Origin of the sequence: Frankia nepalensis, from assembly GCF_016786325.1 — a bacterium.
GTDB lineage: Bacteria > Actinomycetota > Actinomycetes > Frankiales > Frankiaceae > Pseudofrankia > Pseudofrankia nepalensis.
In genome coordinates this window covers 1-19,667 of record NZ_JADWYU010000132.1, presented here as the reverse complement: position 1 = coordinate 19,667, position 19,667 = coordinate 1, and the positions used below count along the sequence as shown (strand labels likewise).

Here is a 19,667-nt window from a genome sequence, read left to right as displayed (position 1 = left end):
CCCGTGGCCTGAGGAAGCCGAGAAGGTCTCTTAGGGCTGGCTTAGGGAAGGCCGCCGCCGGCGCGCCGCGGCCGGGCCGGGGGTGGTGCGCAGGCGCAGCCGGAGGTCGGCGCCGCCGAGGCCGGACCGCCCGATCGCCAGCTCGCCGCCGGTCGAGTCGGCCACCCGCCGGGCGATGTCGAGCCCGAGCCCCGTCGAGCCCGCGCCGCCCGCCCCGGCGCCCCGCCGGACCGCCTCGGCCGGGTCCGCGATGCCCGGCCCCGCGTCCGCGACCACGATGGTGACGGCGTCCGCGGTGACCGACAGCGCGACCCCGAACCCGACGCCCTCGCCGGTGTGCTGGAACACGTTGCCCAGCAGGGCGTCCAGCGCGGCGACCAGCTCGGCCCTGGCGACGGGCACCGGCGCGCTCTCGTCCGCCCCGGTCAGCCACCAGGGGCGTCCCTGGTCCTCGGCGAGCGCCGACCAGAACGCGACCCGGTCGCGGACGACGTCGGCCGCGTCGCAGCCCCGGGCGACCGGCCCGCCGGCGCCGCGCTCGCGCGCCGCCCGGATGATCAGATCGACCTCGCGCTCGAGGCGGTCGACGGCCTGCTGGACCTGATCGGCCGAGCCGTCGTCGGCCAGGGCGGCGGCACCGAGGCGCAACGCGGTCAGCGGCGTCCTGAGCCGATGGGACAGGTCGGCCGCCAGCTCCCGCTCGGCGGCCAGCAGATCGCGGACCCGGTCGGCCATGGCGTTGAACGCGACGGCCGCGTCCCGCACCTCCGGTGGCGCCCCGGCGTCCGACGCCGGCGCGCGGGCGTCGAGGTCGCCGGCGCCCAGGCGGCGGGCCGCGGCGGCGAGCCCACGGGTCGCCCGCACGGTGCGGCTGCCCAGCCGGTCGGCGACCAGCACCGAGATCGCCACCAGTCCCGCCGCCAGCCCGCCGAGCACCAGCCAGGCGGCGTGTACTCCCTGGTTCATGGCCGAGGCGGGCACGAACACCTCGACCACCGCGATCCGCGCGTCGCTCACCGCGACCGGGCGCAGCAGCGCCGAGCCGCCCGGCACCTCGACCACCGCCGCCCGCCCGCTCGTCGCCACGGCGGCGAGCTGGTCCCGCCGGGTCCTCGACGGGCCGATCGCGCTCAGCGCGCCGTCGGCGTCCGGCACGTGGACCGCGGCCAGGCCGTCGGCTCCGCCGGGGCTGGCCGCGAGTGCCCGGTCCAGGGCGGCCCGGTCGGTGGTGATCGCCAGTGCCGGGCCGAGCTCGGCGGCGGTCCGCTCCGCCTGGGCGAAGGCCCGGTCACGCGCCGTCTGGGCCACGATCAGCGCGAGCGGCACCAGGAAGGCCAGCGCCACCATCGACGTGACCGCGATCGAGAGCCGGATCAGTTCCCGCCTCACGACTCGGGCGCCTCGAGCTTCACGCCCACGCCGCGCACCGTGCGCAGGTAGCGCGGCCTCGCCGCGGTCTCGCCCAGCTTGCGCCGCAGCCACGACAGGTGGACGTCGATGGTCTGGTCGCCGCCGTAGGCCTGGCGCCACACCGCCGCGAGCAGCTCGCCCCGGGCGACCACCTCCCCGGGCCGGGCGGCGAGGTAGGCCAGCAGGTCGAACTCCCGCCGGGTGAGATCCAGCGGCGCGCCGGCCAACGTCGCCGTCCGGCGGCGGACGTCGACCGCCAGCTCTCCGACCCGCAGGGGCGGCCTCGTCGTGACCTCGTCCGGAGCCCGGCCAGGACCTTGCGGACGTGTCCGGCGCAGCACGGCGGCGACCCGAGCGGCCAGATGCGCCGGCGTGAACGGCTTGACGAGGTAGTCGTCCGCGCCGCTGTTGAGCAGCCGCACGATGCTGGCGTCGTCGTCGCGCGCCGTGGCGACCACCACCGGCACGTCCGTGACGCCGCGCAGCATCCGCAGCACGGCGGCGCCGTCGAGGTCGGGCAGACCCAGGTCGAGCACGACCAGGTCACAGCCGACCTGGGTGACCTCGCGGATCGCGTCCAGGGCGGCGCCGGCGCTGCGAACCGCGTGCCCGGCGGCGGCGAGATGGCGCACCAGCGCCGCCCGCACCGCCGGATCGTCCTCGACCACCAGCACTGTCGCCATATCGCCGTACCGTAGGCCGCCGTCCCCGATGCCCGGCATGTACCCTGCCGGCGTGGCCAGGACGCTGCGCCGTCTCGCCCTGTGGACCGTCGGCACCGGCCTGGCCGTTCTGGTCTCCTGGTTCGGGGTCCAGCGGGCGCTGTCCGCCGACGCGGTCGCGGACGTTCCGGGCGTCGTCCCCGTCACCCGATCCGCGTCCCCCAGCGCGGCTGTGTCCCCGGTCGGCCCGGCGGCGTCGCCCGGCCCGGCGGCCGGGACGCCCGGACCCGCCGAGAGCGGGCCAGGGCCCGGATCCGGACCGGACGGGGCGGCCTGGCCTGCCGGGACGGGCCCAGCGACCGCGGCCGCCAGCGCGGCGGGGCCCTCGGCGGGGCCGGCCGCGCAGCCGCCCACGCCGGTACAGACGGCGCCCGGCGGCCCGGACATCCAGAGCTACCAGCTGACCGGCGGCCGGGTCGTGCTGGAGATGACCGCGACCTCCGCGCGGCTGGTGTCCGCCACGCCGGAGCCGGACTGGCGGGTCCAGGCCTGGCAGGCGGAAGGCTGGCTGCGGGTGGATTTCAGCCGCGACGGGGCCACCTCGTCCTGTTTCGTCACCTGGAACGGGCATCCACCCATGGTGCAGACCACCTGACCGGAGAAAGGGATGTGCGGTGTGCTGAGTACCAGCGTCGCGGCGTCCATGACTTTCGTTGTCCGCGGGCTGCTCCGGGTGGCGCGTGCGCGTGCGCGCTCGGGTGCGTGGTGGGTTACTCTCTGCCTCGTCAGCGGTTCTCGGCCGAGATCGGCGTGAGCTGACGCGGCTTTTTCTTATCGCCGAACTGGCTGGTCCGCCCGGTTTCGGGCGTGCCGGCGGGTGGCGCGATGCTATTCGTCTCGCGGTGGTTGTTCGCCGTGCCCGGTGGTCTTTCCTGTCGGGTGCGTTCTGTCCCGTGCGCCTGTTGCTGGTTTTCTTTTTCTGCTCGCGCGCTGTTTCAGCGCGCTCTGTGTCGGCCGGTCCGGTGTGCGCACCGGGGACCTTTCTCGGGGGGATGGGACGTGACCGTCCGGGTGGATGAACTGCGTGACCTGCTGAGCGCGGCCGACGGTGACGGCCGGCCGGCCGGTGTGGACGGGACCGTCGAGCTGCCCCGGGATCTGGTCGGGTCGGATGGGCTGGCGGAGGTGTTGCGCCGGGTGTGCCCGCCTGGCCCGGGGGACGGGCGGTTCCTGCCCTTGGAGCCGCTGGCGGGTGACCCGGACGGGTTGTGGATCTCGGGGCGGTTGACCGGGGAGATGGGCGGTCCGGTACCGGTCCGGGTGGCGTTCGAGCGGGACGGCCGGGACGGCACGGCGGTGGCGGGCGCGCGGGTGACGATCGGGCCGGCGGGCTGGCGGCTGACGGTCCGGGAACTGGCCGGTCTGGTGGGCGCGGACTGCCCGGATCTGCCGGGCGGGCTGGCGGAGCTGACCGGCCTGACGTTGGACCACCACGAGCTGACCGGGACGCGGATCGCGGCGGGTACTGGGCCGGATGGCCGGGTCGCGGTCGTCGTCGTGCCGGACGACGTTCCCCGGAAAGCCGGAACGGCGCGCGGGAAGCGCAAGAGTACCGCTGGTAGCGGGTCGCTGCCTGGCGGCGCGTTGCGGATGGTGGTCGCCGAGGGCGCCGGGGGATCCGGCTGGCAGGTGCTGTCGGCGAGTCGTCCGGTGCCGGCGGCGGAGGGTGCGCGGCTCGCCGCCCGCCTGGCGGAGATCGGCGACGCGCCGGTGCCGGCGGCGCTCGGTGCCGGGCTGGTCGGCGCCGGTGACTGGCTGGTGCTGTCCGGGGCGGGGGCGCCGGTCGTGGTGCCGCTGCGCCGGCGCGGCCCGGCTGGCGCGGCGGGGGGCGCGGCCCGCGGGCAGTGGCCGCCCGCCGTCGGGGGGCGTCGGGCGGGGCGCGCGCCGCGGCGGCCGGGGCCGGTCGCGATGCTCAGCGCCCGGGACGGCGGGTTCGTGGTCGTGGTTCCGCCGCGGACGCGGGCCGGCCGGCTGACGGTCACGGCGATGCCGGCGCCGGCGCGGCTGCCCGCGGGCCGGGGCTGGACCGATCCCGGTGTGCCCGCCGGGGGACAGGGCGTGAGCATCAACTACGAGAACCCGCCCTTGCGGGTCGCGGGCGCGTTGTCCCCGTTCCCCACCACCGATCCGGACTACGCGGCGACCGTCGCCGGGGTGGTCATGGTCGATATCGGGGTGCTCAACGGGACGGCGATGGGCGCCTACGTCGTCGAGAAGCTCGGAGGGTCGCCGTCGTTCTTCGGCTTTGGGTCTCTGGGCCGGGACAAGGGAATCGGCCCGCTGGCTTTCCAGGTCCGCGGGATCGCCGCGGGTATGGGGTGGAACAGCGCGATCCGGGTTCCGCAGGCCACGTCGGTGGCCGACTTCCCCTTCCTGGTCGCGCTGGACAATCCGGGGGAGATCGGGGCGGACGAGGAGGGCCTGTCGGACCCGATGGAGGTGCTGCGGGTCCTGACCGGCGGTGCCCACCCGTGGGTGCGGCCGTCGCGGGGTGACCTGTGGGTGGCGGCGGGCCTGGCGTTCAGCTGCTTCGAGACGATCTTCGGCCGGGCGATGCTGCTGGTGCAGGCCGGCAACGACCTGACGATCGCGCTCATCGGGATCGGGGGCACCGAGTTCCCGCGGCACGGCGACAAGAAGTACGCCCGGCTGGAGCTCGCGGTCGAACTGGTGCTGCGGCCGGTGGCCGGGGAGCTCAGTCTTGGCGCGGCGCTCACGCCGAACTCCTACGTGTTCGACGACGACTGCGCGATTCACGGCGGGGTCGGGCTGAAGGTGTGGTTCGGGGCGCACCCGCAGGCCGGGGACTTCGCGCTGAGCATGGGTGGCTACCACCCCAGCTACGACGTCCCGGTGGGCTATCCGAAGAACGAGCGGCTCGGGATCACCTGGGGTCTCGGGTCGAAGGTGACCGTCGTCGGCGGCGGCTACTTCGCGATCACCCCGTCGGCGGTGATGGCCGGCGGCCGGCTGGAGGTGAAGTTCCACTCGGGCGCGCTGCGCGCCTGGCTGACGGCCTACGCGGACGCCCTCGTGCAGTGGGACCCGTTCCGGTTCGACATCGCGATCGGGGTCTCGGTCGGGGTCTCCGCGACCATCAAGGTCTGGTTCGTCCGGATCTCGATCACCGTCGAGATCGGGGCGGACCTGCGGGTGTGGGGGCCGCCGACCGGCGGTGAGGCGAAGGTCAGTCTCTGGTTCGTGTCGTTCACGATCGGCTTCGGTGCCGACCGTGACCGGATGCCGCCGCCGCTGGCCTGGAACGAGTTCGCCCGGATGCTTCCGCCGCCTGACGCGGCGGTGCGGGTGGTGCCGGTCTCCGGGCTGGTCGCCGACGGGTACGACGAGGACGGCCGGCGCGGTGGCGCGCAGGCGCCGTGGCAGGTCTCGGAGTCCGGGTTCACGTTCAGCACCGACTCGGCGGTGCCGGTCAGCGGCATCTACCTCGACACCGCGCAGACTCCGGCCGTCCGCGGGGACAGGCTCGACATCCGGCCGATGCAGCAGGAGGACCTCGCCAGCTCGCACCGGGTGACGCTGACCCGCGACGCGCAGGCGGGTGACCTGTCGCGCTGGTCGGTGACGGAAACCCGGGCGAGCGTGCCACAGGCGATGTGGGGGACCGGCCGGGGCGAGGTTCTCCCGCAGCCCGGCGAGCAGTTGGTCCACGACCAGCTCACCGGCGCCCACTACACCTCCCCGCCGGTCGACTACGGCACCTCCACCGGCTACATGTCCGAGCAGGCGCTTGCCTTCGACCCGCTTCCGGACGACGGGCCGATGCCGCTGGACCCGGACGCACGGCCCGGGCCGGCGCCGGTCCACGAGGACGGCACGATCGCGCTGATCGTGGCCGGAGTGGACGCGCCGGAACGGCGCGCCGCCCGGACGCAGCTCGCGGCGGCGCTGACCGGGTTCGGCCTGGACCTCGGCGACCTCGACGCCGAGCTGCCCGGCTACGCCCGCGCCGCGGCGACCGCGTTCACCGCGGAACCGATGCTCGTCCCCGCCTGACGGCGGCGACCCGTCCCGCCTGCTCCGTGTTCCCGCCGATGCCGTTCCTGTCGACGTCGTGGCTGTCGACGCCGTACCCGCCGATGTCCGTACCGAGCCGCTGAAAGGCGATGCCGCCGTGCCCGCTGTCCGCGCCACCCATCGCACCCGGTTCTTCGACCACAAGATCCCGTCGCTCTACGCCGGCCGGTACGAGATCACGACGCGGCAGACCGTAGCCGGGCAGCCCACCGAGGCGGCGCTGCCCGAACAGCGCCGCCGGTTCGAGGTCCGCGGCGCCCGGTTCGTGATCGAGGGGACCGAGGTGCATGCCTGCTACCCGATCCCCGGCGGTGTCGGCGTCTACAGCCAGCTGCTGCCGCACATCACGCTCGACACCCCTGGGCTGCCGTGGAACCGGCCGCTCGCGGGCCAGCCGGCGCCGGTGCCGTGGATGGCGCTGTGCGTCTTCCGGGAGGGCGAGCTCCCCGACGACCCCGACGCGATCGGCCACGTCGACCGCTGCACCGTGGACGAGCTGAGGGCCGGCGCCCTGACCGGCCGCCCGCCGGCGATCACACCCGAGTCGCTGTTCCCCGACGAGCACGACCTGACCTGCCAGAGCATCCTCGTGCCGGCCGCCCTGTTCCGCGCGGTCGCGCCGACCCCGACCGAGATGGGGCTGCTCGCGCACATCCGGGAGGGCGGCCCACCCGACGCCCAGCGGGGCAGCGACCCGCCGCCCGACGAGTCGGCGCTGAACGCGGTCGTCGTGGCGAACCGGTTCCCGTCCCGGCAGGCCGGGATGCACGTGGCGCACCTGCTGTCCCTCGACGGCCACGAGGCGTACCTGAACGGGCAGGCCCCACCCCAGGAGGGGCTGCGAGTCGTGTCGCTGTGGTCGTGGGTGTTCGAGACCCTCGAGGACACGACCATCGGCTTCGGGGACCTCGTCCACTATCTGGCGACCGAGGGCGGCGAGGTCGACAGCCCGCACGTCCCGGACCTGCTGCTGCGCCGCCGGTACGACGCGCCGGCCAGCCCGGATCCCGGGCAGCGCGACGTGGCGCGGGTGCTGGACGGCGGCGGCACCGCGCTGCCACAGCGGCTGGAGTCCGGTGAGCGCACCGTCGCGTTCTACCGGGGCCCGTTGACGGCCGAACCCGCGCCGGCCCTGCCCGCCCCGGAACGGGCCCGGCTGGACTCGGCCGGTGAGGCGCTCATCTACCACCAGCGGGCCGGCGTCTTCGACACGAGCTACGCCGCCGCGTTCACCCTGGGACGCACCCTCGCGCTCGCCGACGCCGAGTTCCGCGCCCACCTGCTCGGCTACCGCAAGGCCGCCCGCTCGGCGGCCCGCCGGCTGCTGACCCATCCGCGGCTGGCCGGGCGGGCGGCCCGCGACGCGGCCGCCGTCCTTGGGGTGAACCTTCCCCGGCGGGCGTTCGACCAGCTCCTCGTCGACGGCGACGGCATCCGGGTGCGCCGCGCGATGGCGGGCGCCGGCGCGGCGGTCGCGGCCGGGCGGCGCCGCCCGCCGGTCCGGCACGCCCGCGGCGCCGCCCGGGCCCGGCCGTTCGCGGAACTCGCCCGCCAGCGGCTCGGGGATCCCGAGGTGGCGGACGTGCTGCGCGGCGCCGTCGCCGCCGAGCTGGACCCGGTCGTGGCCTGGCTGGACCGGCTGCGCCGGCTGGAGATGGTGCCGTTCGGGCATCTCGTTCCCGACGAGGCGATGCTGCCCGAGGAAAGCCTGCGCTTCTGCTACGTCGACGCCGGCTGGGTCCGCGCGGCCGTCGACGGAGCGCTCAGCGTCGGCGTCGGGCACACCCTGGACAGCGAGCTCAACGATCTCGCGACGGCTGGCGCGGCGCCGCCAGGCAGCGGCGTGCTGATCCGCTCGACGCTCGTGCCGAACTGGCCGAAGACGGTCATCACCGGCTACCGCGGCGCGGCTCCGGTCGAACCGGTCCGCCGGATCGTCGTCGGCACCGACATCTGGCTGCTGCTGTTCCCCGGGCTGATCGACGCCCTGACGCTCGCCGAACCGCCGCAGGGCCTGCACTTCGGTCTCGGGGACCTCGAGACGATCCAGCTGCGCCACCTCACCGGCGACATCGGCTCACCCGTCGAGGACGGCGACTTCCCCGACCCGCCAGGCTTCGACCGCTTCCTGCGCCCCATCACCGGCGGCGTCGGCGACGGGGTGCTGTCCCTCGCGGGCAGCGACGGCTCGTTGCTGCCGGAGCTGGCCGCCGCGCACGGGCTGTCGACCCTGGCGTCCTGCCAGTTCGCCCTCCAGATGATCAAAGCTCCGCAGCTGCAGACCTTCGAGCGACCGTGAGGACCGACCGACGATGACCAACTCCTCGACGACGCCCCGCGCGGCGCGGCCCACGCGCCGCGCCGGCGGCAAGAACACGCAGGCCGCCGTGGTCGTGCCGGTCAGCGTCGCGGCGCTGGCCGTCAACGCCCGGACCCGGGACACCGACGGCACGTTCGTCTTCCAGCGCTGGCGGACCAACTTCCGGTTCACCGAACTGGACAACCTGCCGCCCGAGCCCCGCCCGTTCGACGTCGAGTCCGACTGGCGCGGCAACCCGGACCGGCTCGGCGTCTACCTGCAATGGCAGCTGCCCGAGGCGCTCTGCCGTGGGAAGCACGAGTCGACCGGCGGCGTCGGCGACTTCCCGCTGGTGCCGAACCGCTGGCTGGTCGTCCGTTACGGCCGCTCCAGCCGGGCCGTGCGCGCCTGGCTGGTGCACAGCGACTACCTGGACCCGCGGGACGGCACCGTGTCGTTCGCCGACCCGACCGCCGACGGCGTCGTCGCGACCATGATCGGACGCCGGCACGAGCTCACCGCGGACGCCCCGTGGCGGGAGCCGGCCGACCCGCCGGAGCCGTTCCTCACCGCGGTCGGCCCGGGCCTGATGACGTTCACCGTCTTCCAGCCATACAACGAGAACGTCTTCTCGATCCACGACACCCTCGACGACGTCACCGGCGCCGACCGGCTCAGCTACGCCGTCGCCGGCTGGTACGCCACCGCCGGTTCGGACATCCTCGCCGACGGCGAGCTCACCGACCTGCTCGAGAAGCTGGAATGGACGGTGCCCGGCCCGGCGGCCGCCGTCGGGCGCCGCACCCTCTACACCGGCACGGCGCTCGGCGTCGACTGGGACCCGGACGGCGCCGTCCCCGACTCCGACAGCCCCGACGGCTCCACGGTCGCGGTCGCGATCGGCAACAGCGCGGCCGAGGCCGCCGCCGAACTGCAGGAGCAGGCCGACGGGCCCGACGCGTTCAGCGCGGACGACGCCGCGCTGTTCCGGGCGTTCCTGCTCGGCGCTCTCGACGACCTCGACCGCGGCGACGGCGAGGAGATCGTCGAACGCACCGCGCACCAGGGCGGCTTCGGCCCGGTGCCCGGCGGCTACCGCTGGCAGGTCGTCGGCCGCGGCGACCCGAGCACGCCATCGTCGCTGTCCTCGGCCGCGCTGGCCCGCCGCCAGCGTGCCGAGGACACCGTCGTCGCCGACCTCAACCGGGCCCAGCGCGCCCACGACCGCCTCGAGCACGACCTCACCGCGGCCCGCGAACGCCTCTACCAGCTGTGGTGGCTGTCGCGGCTGTCGAAGCAGCCGGACGAGTTCCGGTCGAAGATCGGCGCGCAGCTCGACCCGGCGAACCCCGACGGCACCGCCGGCCAGGTCGCCGCGCTCACCGCCGCCCTGGCCACCGCCCGCCGGACCCTGCCCTGGGGCCTGGAGCACGCGGAACTCGCCGCGAGCATCGCCGCCTACGCCACCGACCACGGCATCGTCGGGGACCGCAGGCTCACCCGGGTACCGCGTGACCCGTTCGAGCAGCACGCCGACCCCGCCGTCGTCCTCGCCGGCGCCCGCCTCAACGCCCCCCTGATCCGCGGCGACGCCCTGCCGTGCCGGCTGCCCGACCGGCACGTCACCCGCGTCGCCGGCGGCCGGACGACCATCGGCGCGGCCGACGTCGCCGCCGACCTGGCCAAGGTCGCCCTCGGCGGGCTGCCCGCCGAGCTGCTCGACGCGATCCGCGGCGCGCTCACCGAGTTCCTCATCCTCGACCGCGCGCTCGCCGCCGGCATGGACCTGGCCACCGCCACGGTCACCGGCACGCTGCCAGAACTCGGCGCCGCGCCGTGGCGGCAGCCCTGGCAGCCGCTCTACATGATGTGGGAGGCGGAGTTCTACCCGCTGACGTTCCGCGACGGCGCCACCGAGCACTGGAAGTGGGACAGCAACCGCTACCGCTGGCTCGGCGTCGGCGCCCCGGCGAAGTCCCGTGTCGTCCGGGGCCGCCAGTACCTCACCCCGTCGGTCGGGCACGCCACGGCCGGCCGGTTCGACACCTACGCCCGCCACCGCGACGACCCGGCCGCCACCGTCGCCAGGGCCCTGCGCGACGACGCCGAACAGTCCGACCTGCTCGTGCAGCGCCTCGACGGCCTCGGCGCCGCCGTCGGCCAGCGCGAGCCCGCCGCGACCGCCCATCCCACCGGCGCCATCGCCGACCTGCTCGCCGACGGCGACTACCGCGCGCCCGACCCGGGGCCCCAGCCGCTCGACGAGTGGGACGAATGGGAACCGTCACAGTTCGTCGAGCTGCGCGCCGGCCAGATGAAGTTCACCAGGCTGTCGGTCGTCGACCGGTTCGGCCGGGCCGTCAACCTCATCACGAACGACTACCACTTCACCCCGGTCGTCCCCGACACGATGGTCCCCGACCACCCCGTCCACCCCGTGGAACCGGACCGGTTCATCGAGCTGTCGCCCCGGCTGCTCCAGCCCGCCAGGCTCCGTTTCGACCTGCTGCCCGCCACCCACACCGGTAACGTCGGCGACGACGTCGACCTCGCCCCTGGCGAGAACCCGGTCGCCGGCTGGCTGCTGCACAACCGGCTCGACGCATCCCTCGCCTGCTACGACCCCGACGGCGCCGCCCTCGGCGAGCTGCGGGTCGTGATGGCGCCGTCGGGCGACCGGATCGTCGACTGGACCCCGCTGCCCGGCTCCCCGCTCACCGACTTCGGCGAGCTCGCCGGCCCCTACCCCCACCTGTACCGCTTCCTGCGCACCATCAAGGAACGCGGCGTCGACACCTTCACCGCCGTCCGCCAGACCATCGACGAGGCGCTCACCACGATCGACCCCGACGGGCCCGACGACACCGCGCTGAGCTTCCTCGCTGGCCGGCCGCTCGCCCTGGTCCGCGCCCGCGTCGACCTGGAACTGTGCGGGCCGATCCGCCGGGACGTCCACTGGCGCGCCGTCCTGTCCCCACCCACCCCGCAGATGCCCACCTACCCATGGACCATCCGCCTCGGCGAGGCACCCATGACCGACGACGGGCTCGTCGGCTACGTCCTCAACGACGACTACGACCACTTCGAGACCGTCGTCGACCCCCGTGGCCCGGCGGGCGACTACCTGCGCCCGATCGGCGACGGCTCCCGCCTGCGGCTGAGTTTCGCCGGCGAGGACAACGCCATCCTCACCCTGCTGTTCGACCCCCGCGCCGCCGTCCACGCCGTGACCGACATCCTCCCCGTCGGCCAGTTGCGGGTGCCCGAACGCTTCGTCACCGCCGCGCTCACCCGCATGGCGATCTGCTTCCGTACCGGCCCGCTGCTCGCCGCGCCCCGCCAGATCGAAACCCCCGACGGCCAGCTCGTCGACGCCATGGCCATCCCCCGACCCGCCACCGCCGTCGGCACCTGGAGCTGGACCGAACCCTTCGACGGGCAGTGGGCCCGCTGGCCGATGGTGGCGCCCACCGACGACGAGGCACCCGTCGGCGCGCCCGAGATCCGCTCCGGCTTCCTCGTCCTCGACGACGCCGCGTCCGCCACTCGCCACTCCGCCACCCGCTAGACCCGTCCAACCCCGCACCCGCCCGAACCCACCGCGCGGCGCCGCGCCGCCGCCCGCCGAAGGAGAACACGATGGCCACGGTGCTTCAGCTCCAGCGACCGGCCGCCGAAGGCGCCGACATCCGGTTCGAGACCGGACCCGGCCTGGAATTCGAACTCATGACCGTCCCCGACCCCGTACGGGTGTCGCCGGCCTCCGGCGAACCGGAGAAGGCCGAGATCATCATCGTCGGCACCCGGCGTTCCAGCCTGCCCCTGGAATGCGCGCGCATCTCCGTGCGCATCCCCGACGGCGAACGCTCACCCGAATTCGCGCTCAACCTCCAGGGCGTCACCGCGTCCATCAGCATCGACGGCTGGACGCCCACCTTCGACAGCCAGACCGGCCGGTTCATCTTCGCCCCGCCCACCGGACACGGCACCATCTCCGTCAACGAGGGCATCACCATCCAGTTCCGTGGCATCCCGGTCAACCGCCAGGTCGGCAGCGCGCCGATCACCATCATCGAAAGATCTCGTCCTCAGGGCGAGAGCACCTGGAACGAACCCCAGACCGTCATCGAGGTCGGCAAGTTCCCGCGCGACTTCTACCTGCGCAACCTCACCGTGACCCCCATCGAGGTCGACAACGGCGGCAGCGTCACCCTGCGCTGGGAAGCCTCGCAGAACGCGAACTACCGGCTGCTCTACGGCGCCACCGACATCGACGTCACCGACCGCCGGGAATTCACCGTCAACAACCTGACCAGCACCACCACCTTCTACCTGCGGGGCCGCGCCCAGGTCGGCGAGGACCACGCCGAGCGCATCCTGCACACCACCGTCACCGTCACCCGCCCCCACGTCGACGCCACCGACCTGAGCGCCACCGGCAAGGTCGCCATGGCCGGGAAGACGACAACTATCGTTGGTCCGGCCAACGGGAGCCGGTATGCCGTGCCGACCGACGGAATACTGGTGCTGATGGCGGAAAAAAATAGCCAATCGGCACCTGAGTCATTTTTTCTGGTGAGCGGCGAAGGAGTGCATTTCCGGGTGCTGGCCATCGATGACCTGGAAAATACGGGCAGCGTTCTGCTGCGCGCCGGGACCACGATCAGCGTGATACTGGGCGCGGAGCATGGAGACAGCGTGTGGAACCCGTCCCACCATCGCCATTACATGAAGTGGACCCCGTTCGGGTCCGGCGACCTGCAGCCGCTGTAGCCCACCGGGGATCCGAGTCCCCGACCGGGCGAGGTTGCCGGGGTCCGAGCAGCACGCGCAGCCGCCATCACGACCCTCGAGCGTCGAGGCCACCACGGGTGGGGTGCGTCAGAACAGCGGCGCCGCCGCACTGTGGGCGGTGACGACAAGTCCAAGCACGGTAGGGGTCTGCTCTGGCGGGGCGCTGTCGGCCCGGCCATGCCGTTGGCCTGCCCGGCGAACCGGAAACGCTCGGCCTGGGCATAAAAGATCGGCCCCCTCCTGCGTGGCGTCATCTGGATTCGATCCGGCCGAGTGGACTGGCGCTCTCCCGCAAGGCCCTGCGCGCCGCCGACCAGCTGGAATCCTCGATGCCGAGCGCGGCGCGAAGGTAGGCCCAGGTGATTCGCTGGACCAGGGCGACTCGTTCAGGGCTCTCGTCCGTCGTCTCCCTGGCCTCGTAGCCGGGGATTCCGCCGAGCGAGTGTTCCGCCCCGAACACGGTGAGCAGGCTCTTGCCGCCCGGGCTCAGGAAGTACGGGTCGGTGAGCCAGTCCGGCCCGCGGACGGACAGCGGGGAGTCGTCTCGGTCCCCCGCGACGACGAGGGCCGGCGTGGTCATCTCGGTGAAGCTCGGGTTCATGAAGGGGAAGTGCTCGGCCGCGAAGGGCGTCAGGTCGGCTCCGCCGCGTCCGGCGGTGGCGAGCAGGACGCCCGCGCTGACGCGCGGGTCGGCCAGGTCCTCCTCTTTCCCGGTCTCCGGATCGAGGACTCGCAGGCCCAGGAGATTGCCTGCTGTCTGGCCGCCGAACGAGTGCCCGGCGGCGGCGATCCGGTCTCGGTCCAGGCGTCCGCCGAGGCCGGGAACGGCGGCTTCCAGCAGGTCAAGATGGTCGAGGACCCGCTTCAGGTCCTCGACGCGGAAACGCCAGATCCGAGGGGCGCGGGGATCGTCCGGCGGAATGCCCAGTGTCCTCGAGTCAAGATGGGTCGGTTGAATGACCACGAAGCCGTGGGCGGCCCAGAAGTCGGCCAGCGGGCCGTAGCCGTCCAGCGACGAGCCAAAGCCGTGCGAGAAGACGATGATCGGCAGTTCGCGCCCGGTCGTCGGCGCGGACACCCTCACCCGCAGGTCCTCCCCGCGGCCCGGCGCCGGCAGCACCACCGGCTTCACCGAGACGATCGGAGCGGGCGCGTCGACGTCCGCCTCCGTGATCGTCCTGTCAGATTCGGCCATGAAGGGCCCTCCTCGCGGATGTTTCGGCTGGCGGCGGCGGGCCGTGGGATAAGCGGAGGCCCGTCCCGCGGGATGTCGTGCCGAGCGCAAGCGCGCCGCAGCGCGTTCCCACGCGGCCCGCGGCACGGTGCGTGATCGTTTCTTCCTTCGCGGTACGCATGGCGGCTGGGCGCGTGATGGCTGTGCGCGGGGTGGTTGTCGGTTCCCCGATCTGCCATCATGAGGAAGTGGGACGATGTCCCGTTTGACGATACGGGACGCTGTCCCGTTTAGCAAGCTCGGTGGTGGGAGGATGCGGTGGACGACGGCGATCGGGACGCGGGGCGGGCGACGCGGCCCAAGCGGGCGGACGCGCGGCGCAACGAGGAGACCCTGCTCGCCGCGGCCGCCGCCGTCTTCGTCACCTCCGGCGTGGAAGCGCCGATACGCGACATCGCCGCCAAGGCGGGCGTCGGGACGGCCACGATCTACCGCCACTTCCCGACACGAGCCGATCTTGTCATCGCCGTCTACCGGCACCAGGTCGAGGCCCTCGCCGAGGCCGGTCCCACCCTGCTGGCGAGTAGCGCGACGCCGCACGCCGCGCTGGGGCGATGGATCGACCTCTTCGTCGATTTCCTGGTCACCAAGCTCGGACTCGCCGCCGTCCTGCAGTCGGACGACCCCTGCTTCGACCCCCTGCACTCCTACTTCCTCGAGCGGCTCGAACCGGTGTGCACCCGGCTGCTCGAGGCCGCGACCGCCTCGGGGGAGATTCGCTCCGACCTGAACGCCCAGGAACTCATGCGCGGCGTCGCGAGCCTCTGCGTGGGCGCCGGCAACAATCCCCGCTACGACGCGCGCCGGCTGGTCGAGCTCCTCGTCACCGGGCTACGCCGGCCGCGCTGACCATCGGCCGACAGCGGCCCGCGATGCGGCGACGCGCGGACCGTCGCGGTCGCCGTCGGGCGACGTCCGCGCCCCGCCTGCTCTCTCCGCTCTGGCGGTTCAGGCCGCCGGCCTGGCCGCGGCGATGCGGATCAGGGCGGGAACGGTGCCCCAGATGCCCGGTCGTGGGGCTGGTACCCCGGGCGCGTGCCGGGGCACTCGTACGCGCACGGCGCCGGGAAGGCAGCGCAGTTGCAGCGGCGGGGCGAGGCGAAGCGCTTCTCCGTCCACACCGACGCTGACCGGCCGGGCGGCATCGACGCGCACCGTGGGGCTGTTCCACTGGTGAAAGCCGTGGAACGTGTTGATGGCGCCCATGGACTCGAGCGCGACGAGCGTGGGCAGATCTCGGGCGCGGTCGACCCGCAGCGCGACCAGGCCAAGCTGACCGCTGTCGAGCCGGGGCCGGGTACCGAGACCGCCGAGGCTGTGCAGGTGGTAAGGGTTGTTGGAGACGAGCAGGACGTCCGCGGCGGTGAACCGAAGGTCCGGCGGGGTGCGGCCCGGGCCCAGAAGGTCGGGAAGCAGGGCGGCGGCGGTACTCACCTTGGCGTCACGGTAGCTGTCGGACTGGACGATCTCCGCGTAGACGCCGAGCGAGACGTTGTTGACGAAGACGCGGTCGCCTACCTGGCCGAGGTCGACACGCTGCTCGATGGCCGTGCCGAAGGCATCCAGGGCCCCCGCGACATCGCTCCGGTCAAGGCCCAGGTCGAGGGCGAAGTGGTTGCGCGTCCCGGCCGGGACGCATACGAACGCCATCCCGCGCCGGCGGGCCACGTCGGCGACCAGCCCCTGCGAACCGTCCCCACCGGCCATGCCCAGCACGTCGGCACCGGCGTCGGCTGCCCGCTCGGCGAGGGTGCGCAGGTCCGAACCCGGGGTGAGGATCACGACCTCGACTCCGCGCTGGGCTGCCCGTTCCACGAGCCGATGGCGCTCGGCGGCACCCCCGCCAGAGCGCGGGTTCACCAGCAGCACTCCGCGCCGGGCGGGCCCGACGACCGCTCCTTTTGGTCGATGTCGGCCGAAAGCCGCGCGTGCCGTGCCTCCCGACGCGAACAGCAGCCCTACAAGGACGAGCACGCTGACAAGACCGGCCGCCTCGGCGAAAGCAAGGAGCCCGGCGAACGCGAGGGCGGCCACGAGCGCGGCCATCACCCGGCGTGACCCTCGTTGAACGAGCGCCGTCCAGCCCGCCATCGCCGTCACGGACACGGCGACGATCGAGACCGGCAGGGCGACCGGCCGGTCGGCCAACCGCGCCAGCACGACCGCGATCGCCGCGGCGAAGCAGACCAGCGCGCCGACGGCGGCTGCCCGCCGAGATGGGGAAACCCGCCTGCCTGGGCGACGACCATGTCCGGCATCGGCGGGAGAGCCATGACGATGCGCAGGCGGTGCCGACACTTCCACGCGCCGTACTCGCCGGCGAACCATCCCGGCATGCTCACCCGTCTCGCCTGGCTCCGCAACCGCGAGCGCCGGTCCACGGGTGGGCCGTCAGCCGCCTTCGCGGAGCGAGTTCGTGTCACGGCGGGCCCGTGCGTCGTGACAAACAGCCATCCGAGCTGACCCGGCCATGTCCGCCACCGGGCCTTGCGTATTTCGGTGATGTCGCGCTTTACCCCTCCACCCGCTGGCCTCGTCGGGCGTCGGCGTCCCTCTGGGGCGATAGTTACCTGTACCGAATGCATGAGCCTGCTGTGCCGTCGATGTTGGCGTGTGAGTCGGTGGACTGAGAGTTCGCCGTGAATCGGGCCGGTGGGCGTTCGCGATTAATGTCACGAACCACGAGGGACGGAAGGAGCGGAAGGTGATGAGAGCAGTCGTATGGCACGGTGTGGGTGATATCCGTCTTGACACCGTCGCCGAACCGAAGATCGAGCAGCCGACCGACGCCGTCGTTCGCATCACCACCGCGGCTATCTGTGGCACGGATCTGCATTTCGTCCGGGGCACCGTACCGGGGATGAAGCCGGGCATCATCATCGGGCACGAGGGCGTCGGCGTGGTCGAAGAGGTCGGCCGGAGCGTCCGCAACGTCAGGCGCGGCGACCGGGTGCTGCTGTCCGCCGTCCTCGGGTGCGGCTCCTGCTCCTACTGCCGCAGCGGCTACTTCGCCCAGTGCGACGACATCAACCCGTACGGCCGCCGGGCCGGATCGGGCTTCTACGGCGCCCCGAAGGACAACGGCTCGTTCGACGGGCTGCAGGCCGAATACGCCCGCGTGCCCTACGCCCACACCAACCTGTTCCGGCTGCCGGACTCGATCTCCGATGATCAGGCGATCCCGCTGTCGGACATCTACCCCACCGGATACTTCGGCGCGGTCATAGCCGAAGTGTCGGACGGCGACGTGGTGGCGGTCTGGGGCTGCGGGCCGGTGGGGCAGTTCGCGATTCTGTCCGCGTTCCAGCGCGGCGCGACACGGGTGATCGCGGTCGACGGGCACGCCGACCGGCTGGAACGCGCCCAGGCGCTGGGCGCCGAGGTGGTCAACTTCAACGAGGAGGAACCGGTCGAGGCGCTCCTGGATCTGACGCGCGGTATCGGCCCCGACCGGGCCATCGACGCCGTGGGGGTGGACGCGGAAAGCCCGAAGTCCGGCCCCGCCGCCGCCAGGGCCCGTGCGCAGGACGATCAGCACCGCGCGGAACTGCGGGAGATCGCCCCCGAGACGAATGAGCACGACGGACACTGGAAGCCCGGCGACGCGCCGACGCAGGCCCACACGTGGGCGGTCGAAAGCCTGGCCAAGGCGGGCACGCTGGGCATCGTCGGGGTGTATCCGCCGACCGACAGGTTCTTCCCGATCGGTACCGCGATGAACAAGAACCTCACCATCAACATGGGAAACGGCAACCACCCGCGGTACATCCCGAAGCTGTTGGCCATGGTGGAATCGGGAGTGGCGCACCCGGAGAAGGTGCTCACCCAGCATGAGCCGATGCGGGATGTGCTCGCGGCCTACGAGGAGTTCGACCTGCGCCGCCCGGGCTGGCTCAAGGTGGCCCTGGACCCGGCCAGTTGAGGCCAGGGCCGACATCTCTCGGGTCACGGCCGCCGGTACGTCCGGAGACCGTCCCGCGGTGGCGGCGTGTTCAGCCGAGGTCAGACGCGGCGGGCGGCTCCATCAGCGACCGTGCCTGCTCGCGGGGAAAGAACTCCTGATCTTCTCCCCAGCCCTGATGGTCGTCCCAGCGCCAGTCAGTCAGCGTCCAGAAGGCCAGCCGGCCGGGCCACCCGAACCAGCGCAGGGCGGTGCGCACGTCGCCGTGGGCCCGCAGGTGCCGCCCGCGGTCGTCCTCGGCCTCGAGCAGGACCCGTACCGGTGCGCCCGCGCGGCGCTCGAGCACCCGGCGCTGGCCGCGAACCAGCTCACCCAGCTCACCGTCGCGAACGAGGTAGCCGTTCATGACGGTGTCCACACCGGGCTCGTCGCTCGCGATGGTGATCGCGTGCCAGTGGTCCTCGGGCGAGGCGATCGCCCACAGGTAGTCGCCCGACCGGGACGCGCCCGGCCGGTGCGGGCCCCAGGTGCGGTCCCGCAGCGAGTAGCAGTCGACCTCGAGGCGCTCACCGTCGAGCAGCAGCGATCCGGTCATCCGTCCGGGCTGGTCGAAGTGCCGGGCACCGGTCATGGTCGACAGGTTGCCGTAGCGGATCTCGTGCGGCGCCATCAACGCGGTCCATTCGAGATCGAGCTCCAGCCCCAGCTCCGCGTAGGACAACCGGTAGCGCCGCAGCGGCTCGACCACCTCGTGACGAAGGCTGTTCGGCAGCGTGAAGTCCCCGAAGTCGAGGCGGCCGGTGGGTGGCTGCAGCCAGCGCCAGTCATAGAACCGGCAGGTGTAGGTTTCTTCCCCGCTGGGGTCCCACACCGCGGGGCCGCCACCGGAAACCCCGGTGCGAACGTCGTGGAAGAAGTATACGAACCCGTTCATCCTCCGTTCCGGAACAGAAAAGCCGAACCACGCACTTTCGTTCCAGCACGGATCGTCGCCGGCCGGGTGGAACGCCTCGTCGCTTGCATCGAGGGGCCTACTCATGATCCCTCCGTCGTTGATCTGAGCCCGCGGACGCGGTGAAGCCGACACCGACACGGTCAGGACCTGCCGGTGGCCGCGGGCGGCGGCGACGGCATCCCGTCGGCCCAGACGACGTCCAATGTATGCATGGCCGCCATCCAGGAGGACCGTTCGCCCGCTCCGGTAGCGTGAAAGCATGGCGCCCGACGCTTCGACGACCCGTACCGCCGGCGCCCGTGCTGGGCAGGGTCAGC

The 19,667-nt window shown here is 73.1% G+C and carries 12 protein-coding genes; 7 read left to right on the top strand and 5 right to left on the bottom strand.

Annotated features, from left to right (window positions below; genetic code table 11):
- Positions 1–30: 30 nt before the first annotated feature.
- Both I6A81_RS17935 and I6A81_RS17930 read right to left on the bottom strand, forming a co-directional pair.
- Positions 31–1,389 carry a sensor histidine kinase gene (locus tag I6A81_RS17935; protein ID WP_203000187.1) on the bottom strand — a complete coding sequence of 453 codons (1,359 nt, stop codon included), beginning with the start codon at positions 1,387–1,389 and terminating at the stop codon, positions 31–33.
- Complete coding sequence (locus tag I6A81_RS17930) at positions 1,386–2,093, bottom strand: response regulator transcription factor (protein ID WP_203000188.1); 708 nt, start codon at positions 2,091–2,093, stop codon at positions 1,386–1,388. The genes I6A81_RS17935 and I6A81_RS17930 overlap by 4 nt, the downstream gene beginning before the upstream one ends.
- 52 nt (positions 2,094–2,145) lie before the next feature.
- On the opposite strand from I6A81_RS17930, the gene I6A81_RS17925 reads away from it, so the two are divergent.
- The 5 genes from I6A81_RS17925 (at position 2,146) to I6A81_RS17905 (ending at position 13,239) form a co-directional block, all read left to right on the top strand.
- A complete protein-coding gene (locus tag I6A81_RS17925; protein WP_307874732.1) occupies positions 2,146–2,727 on the top strand; it encodes a hypothetical protein in 582 nt (193 codons plus the stop codon).
- A gap of 404 nt (positions 2,728–3,131) precedes the next feature.
- Positions 3,132–6,146: a DUF6603 domain-containing protein gene (locus I6A81_RS17920; protein WP_203010240.1), complete on the top strand. Its 3,015-nt coding sequence runs from the start codon at positions 3,132–3,134 to the stop codon at positions 6,144–6,146.
- Between the two features lie 58 nt (positions 6,147–6,204).
- Complete coding sequence (locus tag I6A81_RS17915) at positions 6,205–8,466, top strand: hypothetical protein (protein ID WP_203000191.1); 2,262 nt, start codon at positions 6,205–6,207, stop codon at positions 8,464–8,466.
- A gap of 13 nt (positions 8,467–8,479) precedes the next feature.
- Positions 8,480–12,034, top strand: coding sequence for a hypothetical protein (locus tag I6A81_RS17910; RefSeq protein ID WP_203000193.1), 3,555 nt, complete (start codon positions 8,480–8,482; stop codon positions 12,032–12,034).
- Positions 12,035–12,192: 158 nt separating this feature from the next.
- Positions 12,193–13,239 carry a hypothetical protein gene (locus I6A81_RS17905; protein WP_203000194.1) on the top strand — a complete coding sequence of 349 codons (1,047 nt, stop codon included), beginning with the start codon at positions 12,193–12,195 and terminating at the stop codon, positions 13,237–13,239.
- Positions 13,240–13,510: 271 nt separating this feature from the next.
- Here the strand turns inward: I6A81_RS17905 and I6A81_RS17900 are convergent, their stop codons facing one another.
- Positions 13,511–14,455 carry an alpha/beta hydrolase family protein gene (locus tag I6A81_RS17900; RefSeq protein ID WP_203000196.1) on the bottom strand — a complete coding sequence of 315 codons (945 nt, stop codon included), beginning with the start codon at positions 14,453–14,455 and terminating at the stop codon, positions 13,511–13,513.
- Between the two features lie 297 nt (positions 14,456–14,752).
- On the opposite strand from I6A81_RS17900, the gene I6A81_RS17895 reads away from it, so the two are divergent.
- Positions 14,753–15,343, top strand: a complete 591-nt coding sequence (locus tag I6A81_RS17895; protein WP_203000197.1) for a TetR/AcrR family transcriptional regulator — start codon at positions 14,753–14,755, stop codon at positions 15,341–15,343.
- Between the two features lie 99 nt (positions 15,344–15,442).
- Here the strand turns inward: I6A81_RS17895 and I6A81_RS17890 are convergent, their stop codons facing one another.
- A complete protein-coding gene (locus I6A81_RS17890; RefSeq protein WP_407661322.1) occupies positions 15,443–16,663 on the bottom strand; it encodes a diacylglycerol/lipid kinase family protein in 1,221 nt (406 codons plus the stop codon).
- 538 nt (positions 16,664–17,201) lie between these two features.
- Between I6A81_RS17890 and I6A81_RS17885 the strand changes: the two genes are divergently transcribed.
- On the top strand, positions 17,202–18,416 hold the full coding sequence (locus I6A81_RS17885; protein WP_203000199.1) for a zinc-dependent alcohol dehydrogenase: 1,215 nt from the start codon (positions 17,202–17,204) through the stop codon (positions 18,414–18,416).
- 70 nt (positions 18,417–18,486) lie between these two features.
- Here the strand turns inward: I6A81_RS17885 and I6A81_RS17880 are convergent, their stop codons facing one another.
- The gene (locus tag I6A81_RS17880) at positions 18,487–19,329 is read right to left on the bottom strand and encodes a DUF7065 domain-containing protein (RefSeq protein WP_238428309.1); all 843 of its coding nucleotides are present in this window, start codon (positions 19,327–19,329) and stop codon (positions 18,487–18,489) included.
- Positions 19,330–19,667: the final 338 nt, after the last annotated feature.

What these genes read in the sequence shown, in the direction of transcription:
- I6A81_RS17900 (WP_203000196.1), bottom strand. Translation starts at nt 14,455, where the DNA reads ATGGCCGAATCTGACAGGACGATCACGGAGGCGGACGTCGACGCGCCC.
- I6A81_RS17905 (WP_203000194.1), top strand. Translation starts at nt 12,193, where the DNA reads ATGACCGTCCCCGACCCCGTACGGGTGTCGCCGGCCTCCGGCGAACCG.
- I6A81_RS17930 (WP_203000188.1), bottom strand. Translation starts at nt 2,093, where the DNA reads ATGGCGACAGTGCTGGTGGTCGAGGACGATCCGGCGGTGCGGGCGGCG.
- I6A81_RS17910 (WP_203000193.1), top strand. Translation starts at nt 8,480, where the DNA reads ATGACCAACTCCTCGACGACGCCCCGCGCGGCGCGGCCCACGCGCCGC.
- I6A81_RS17880 (WP_238428309.1), bottom strand. Translation starts at nt 19,329, where the DNA reads ATGAACGGGTTCGTATACTTCTTCCACGACGTTCGCACCGGGGTTTCC.
- I6A81_RS17885 (WP_203000199.1), top strand. Translation starts at nt 17,202, where the DNA reads ATGAGAGCAGTCGTATGGCACGGTGTGGGTGATATCCGTCTTGACACC.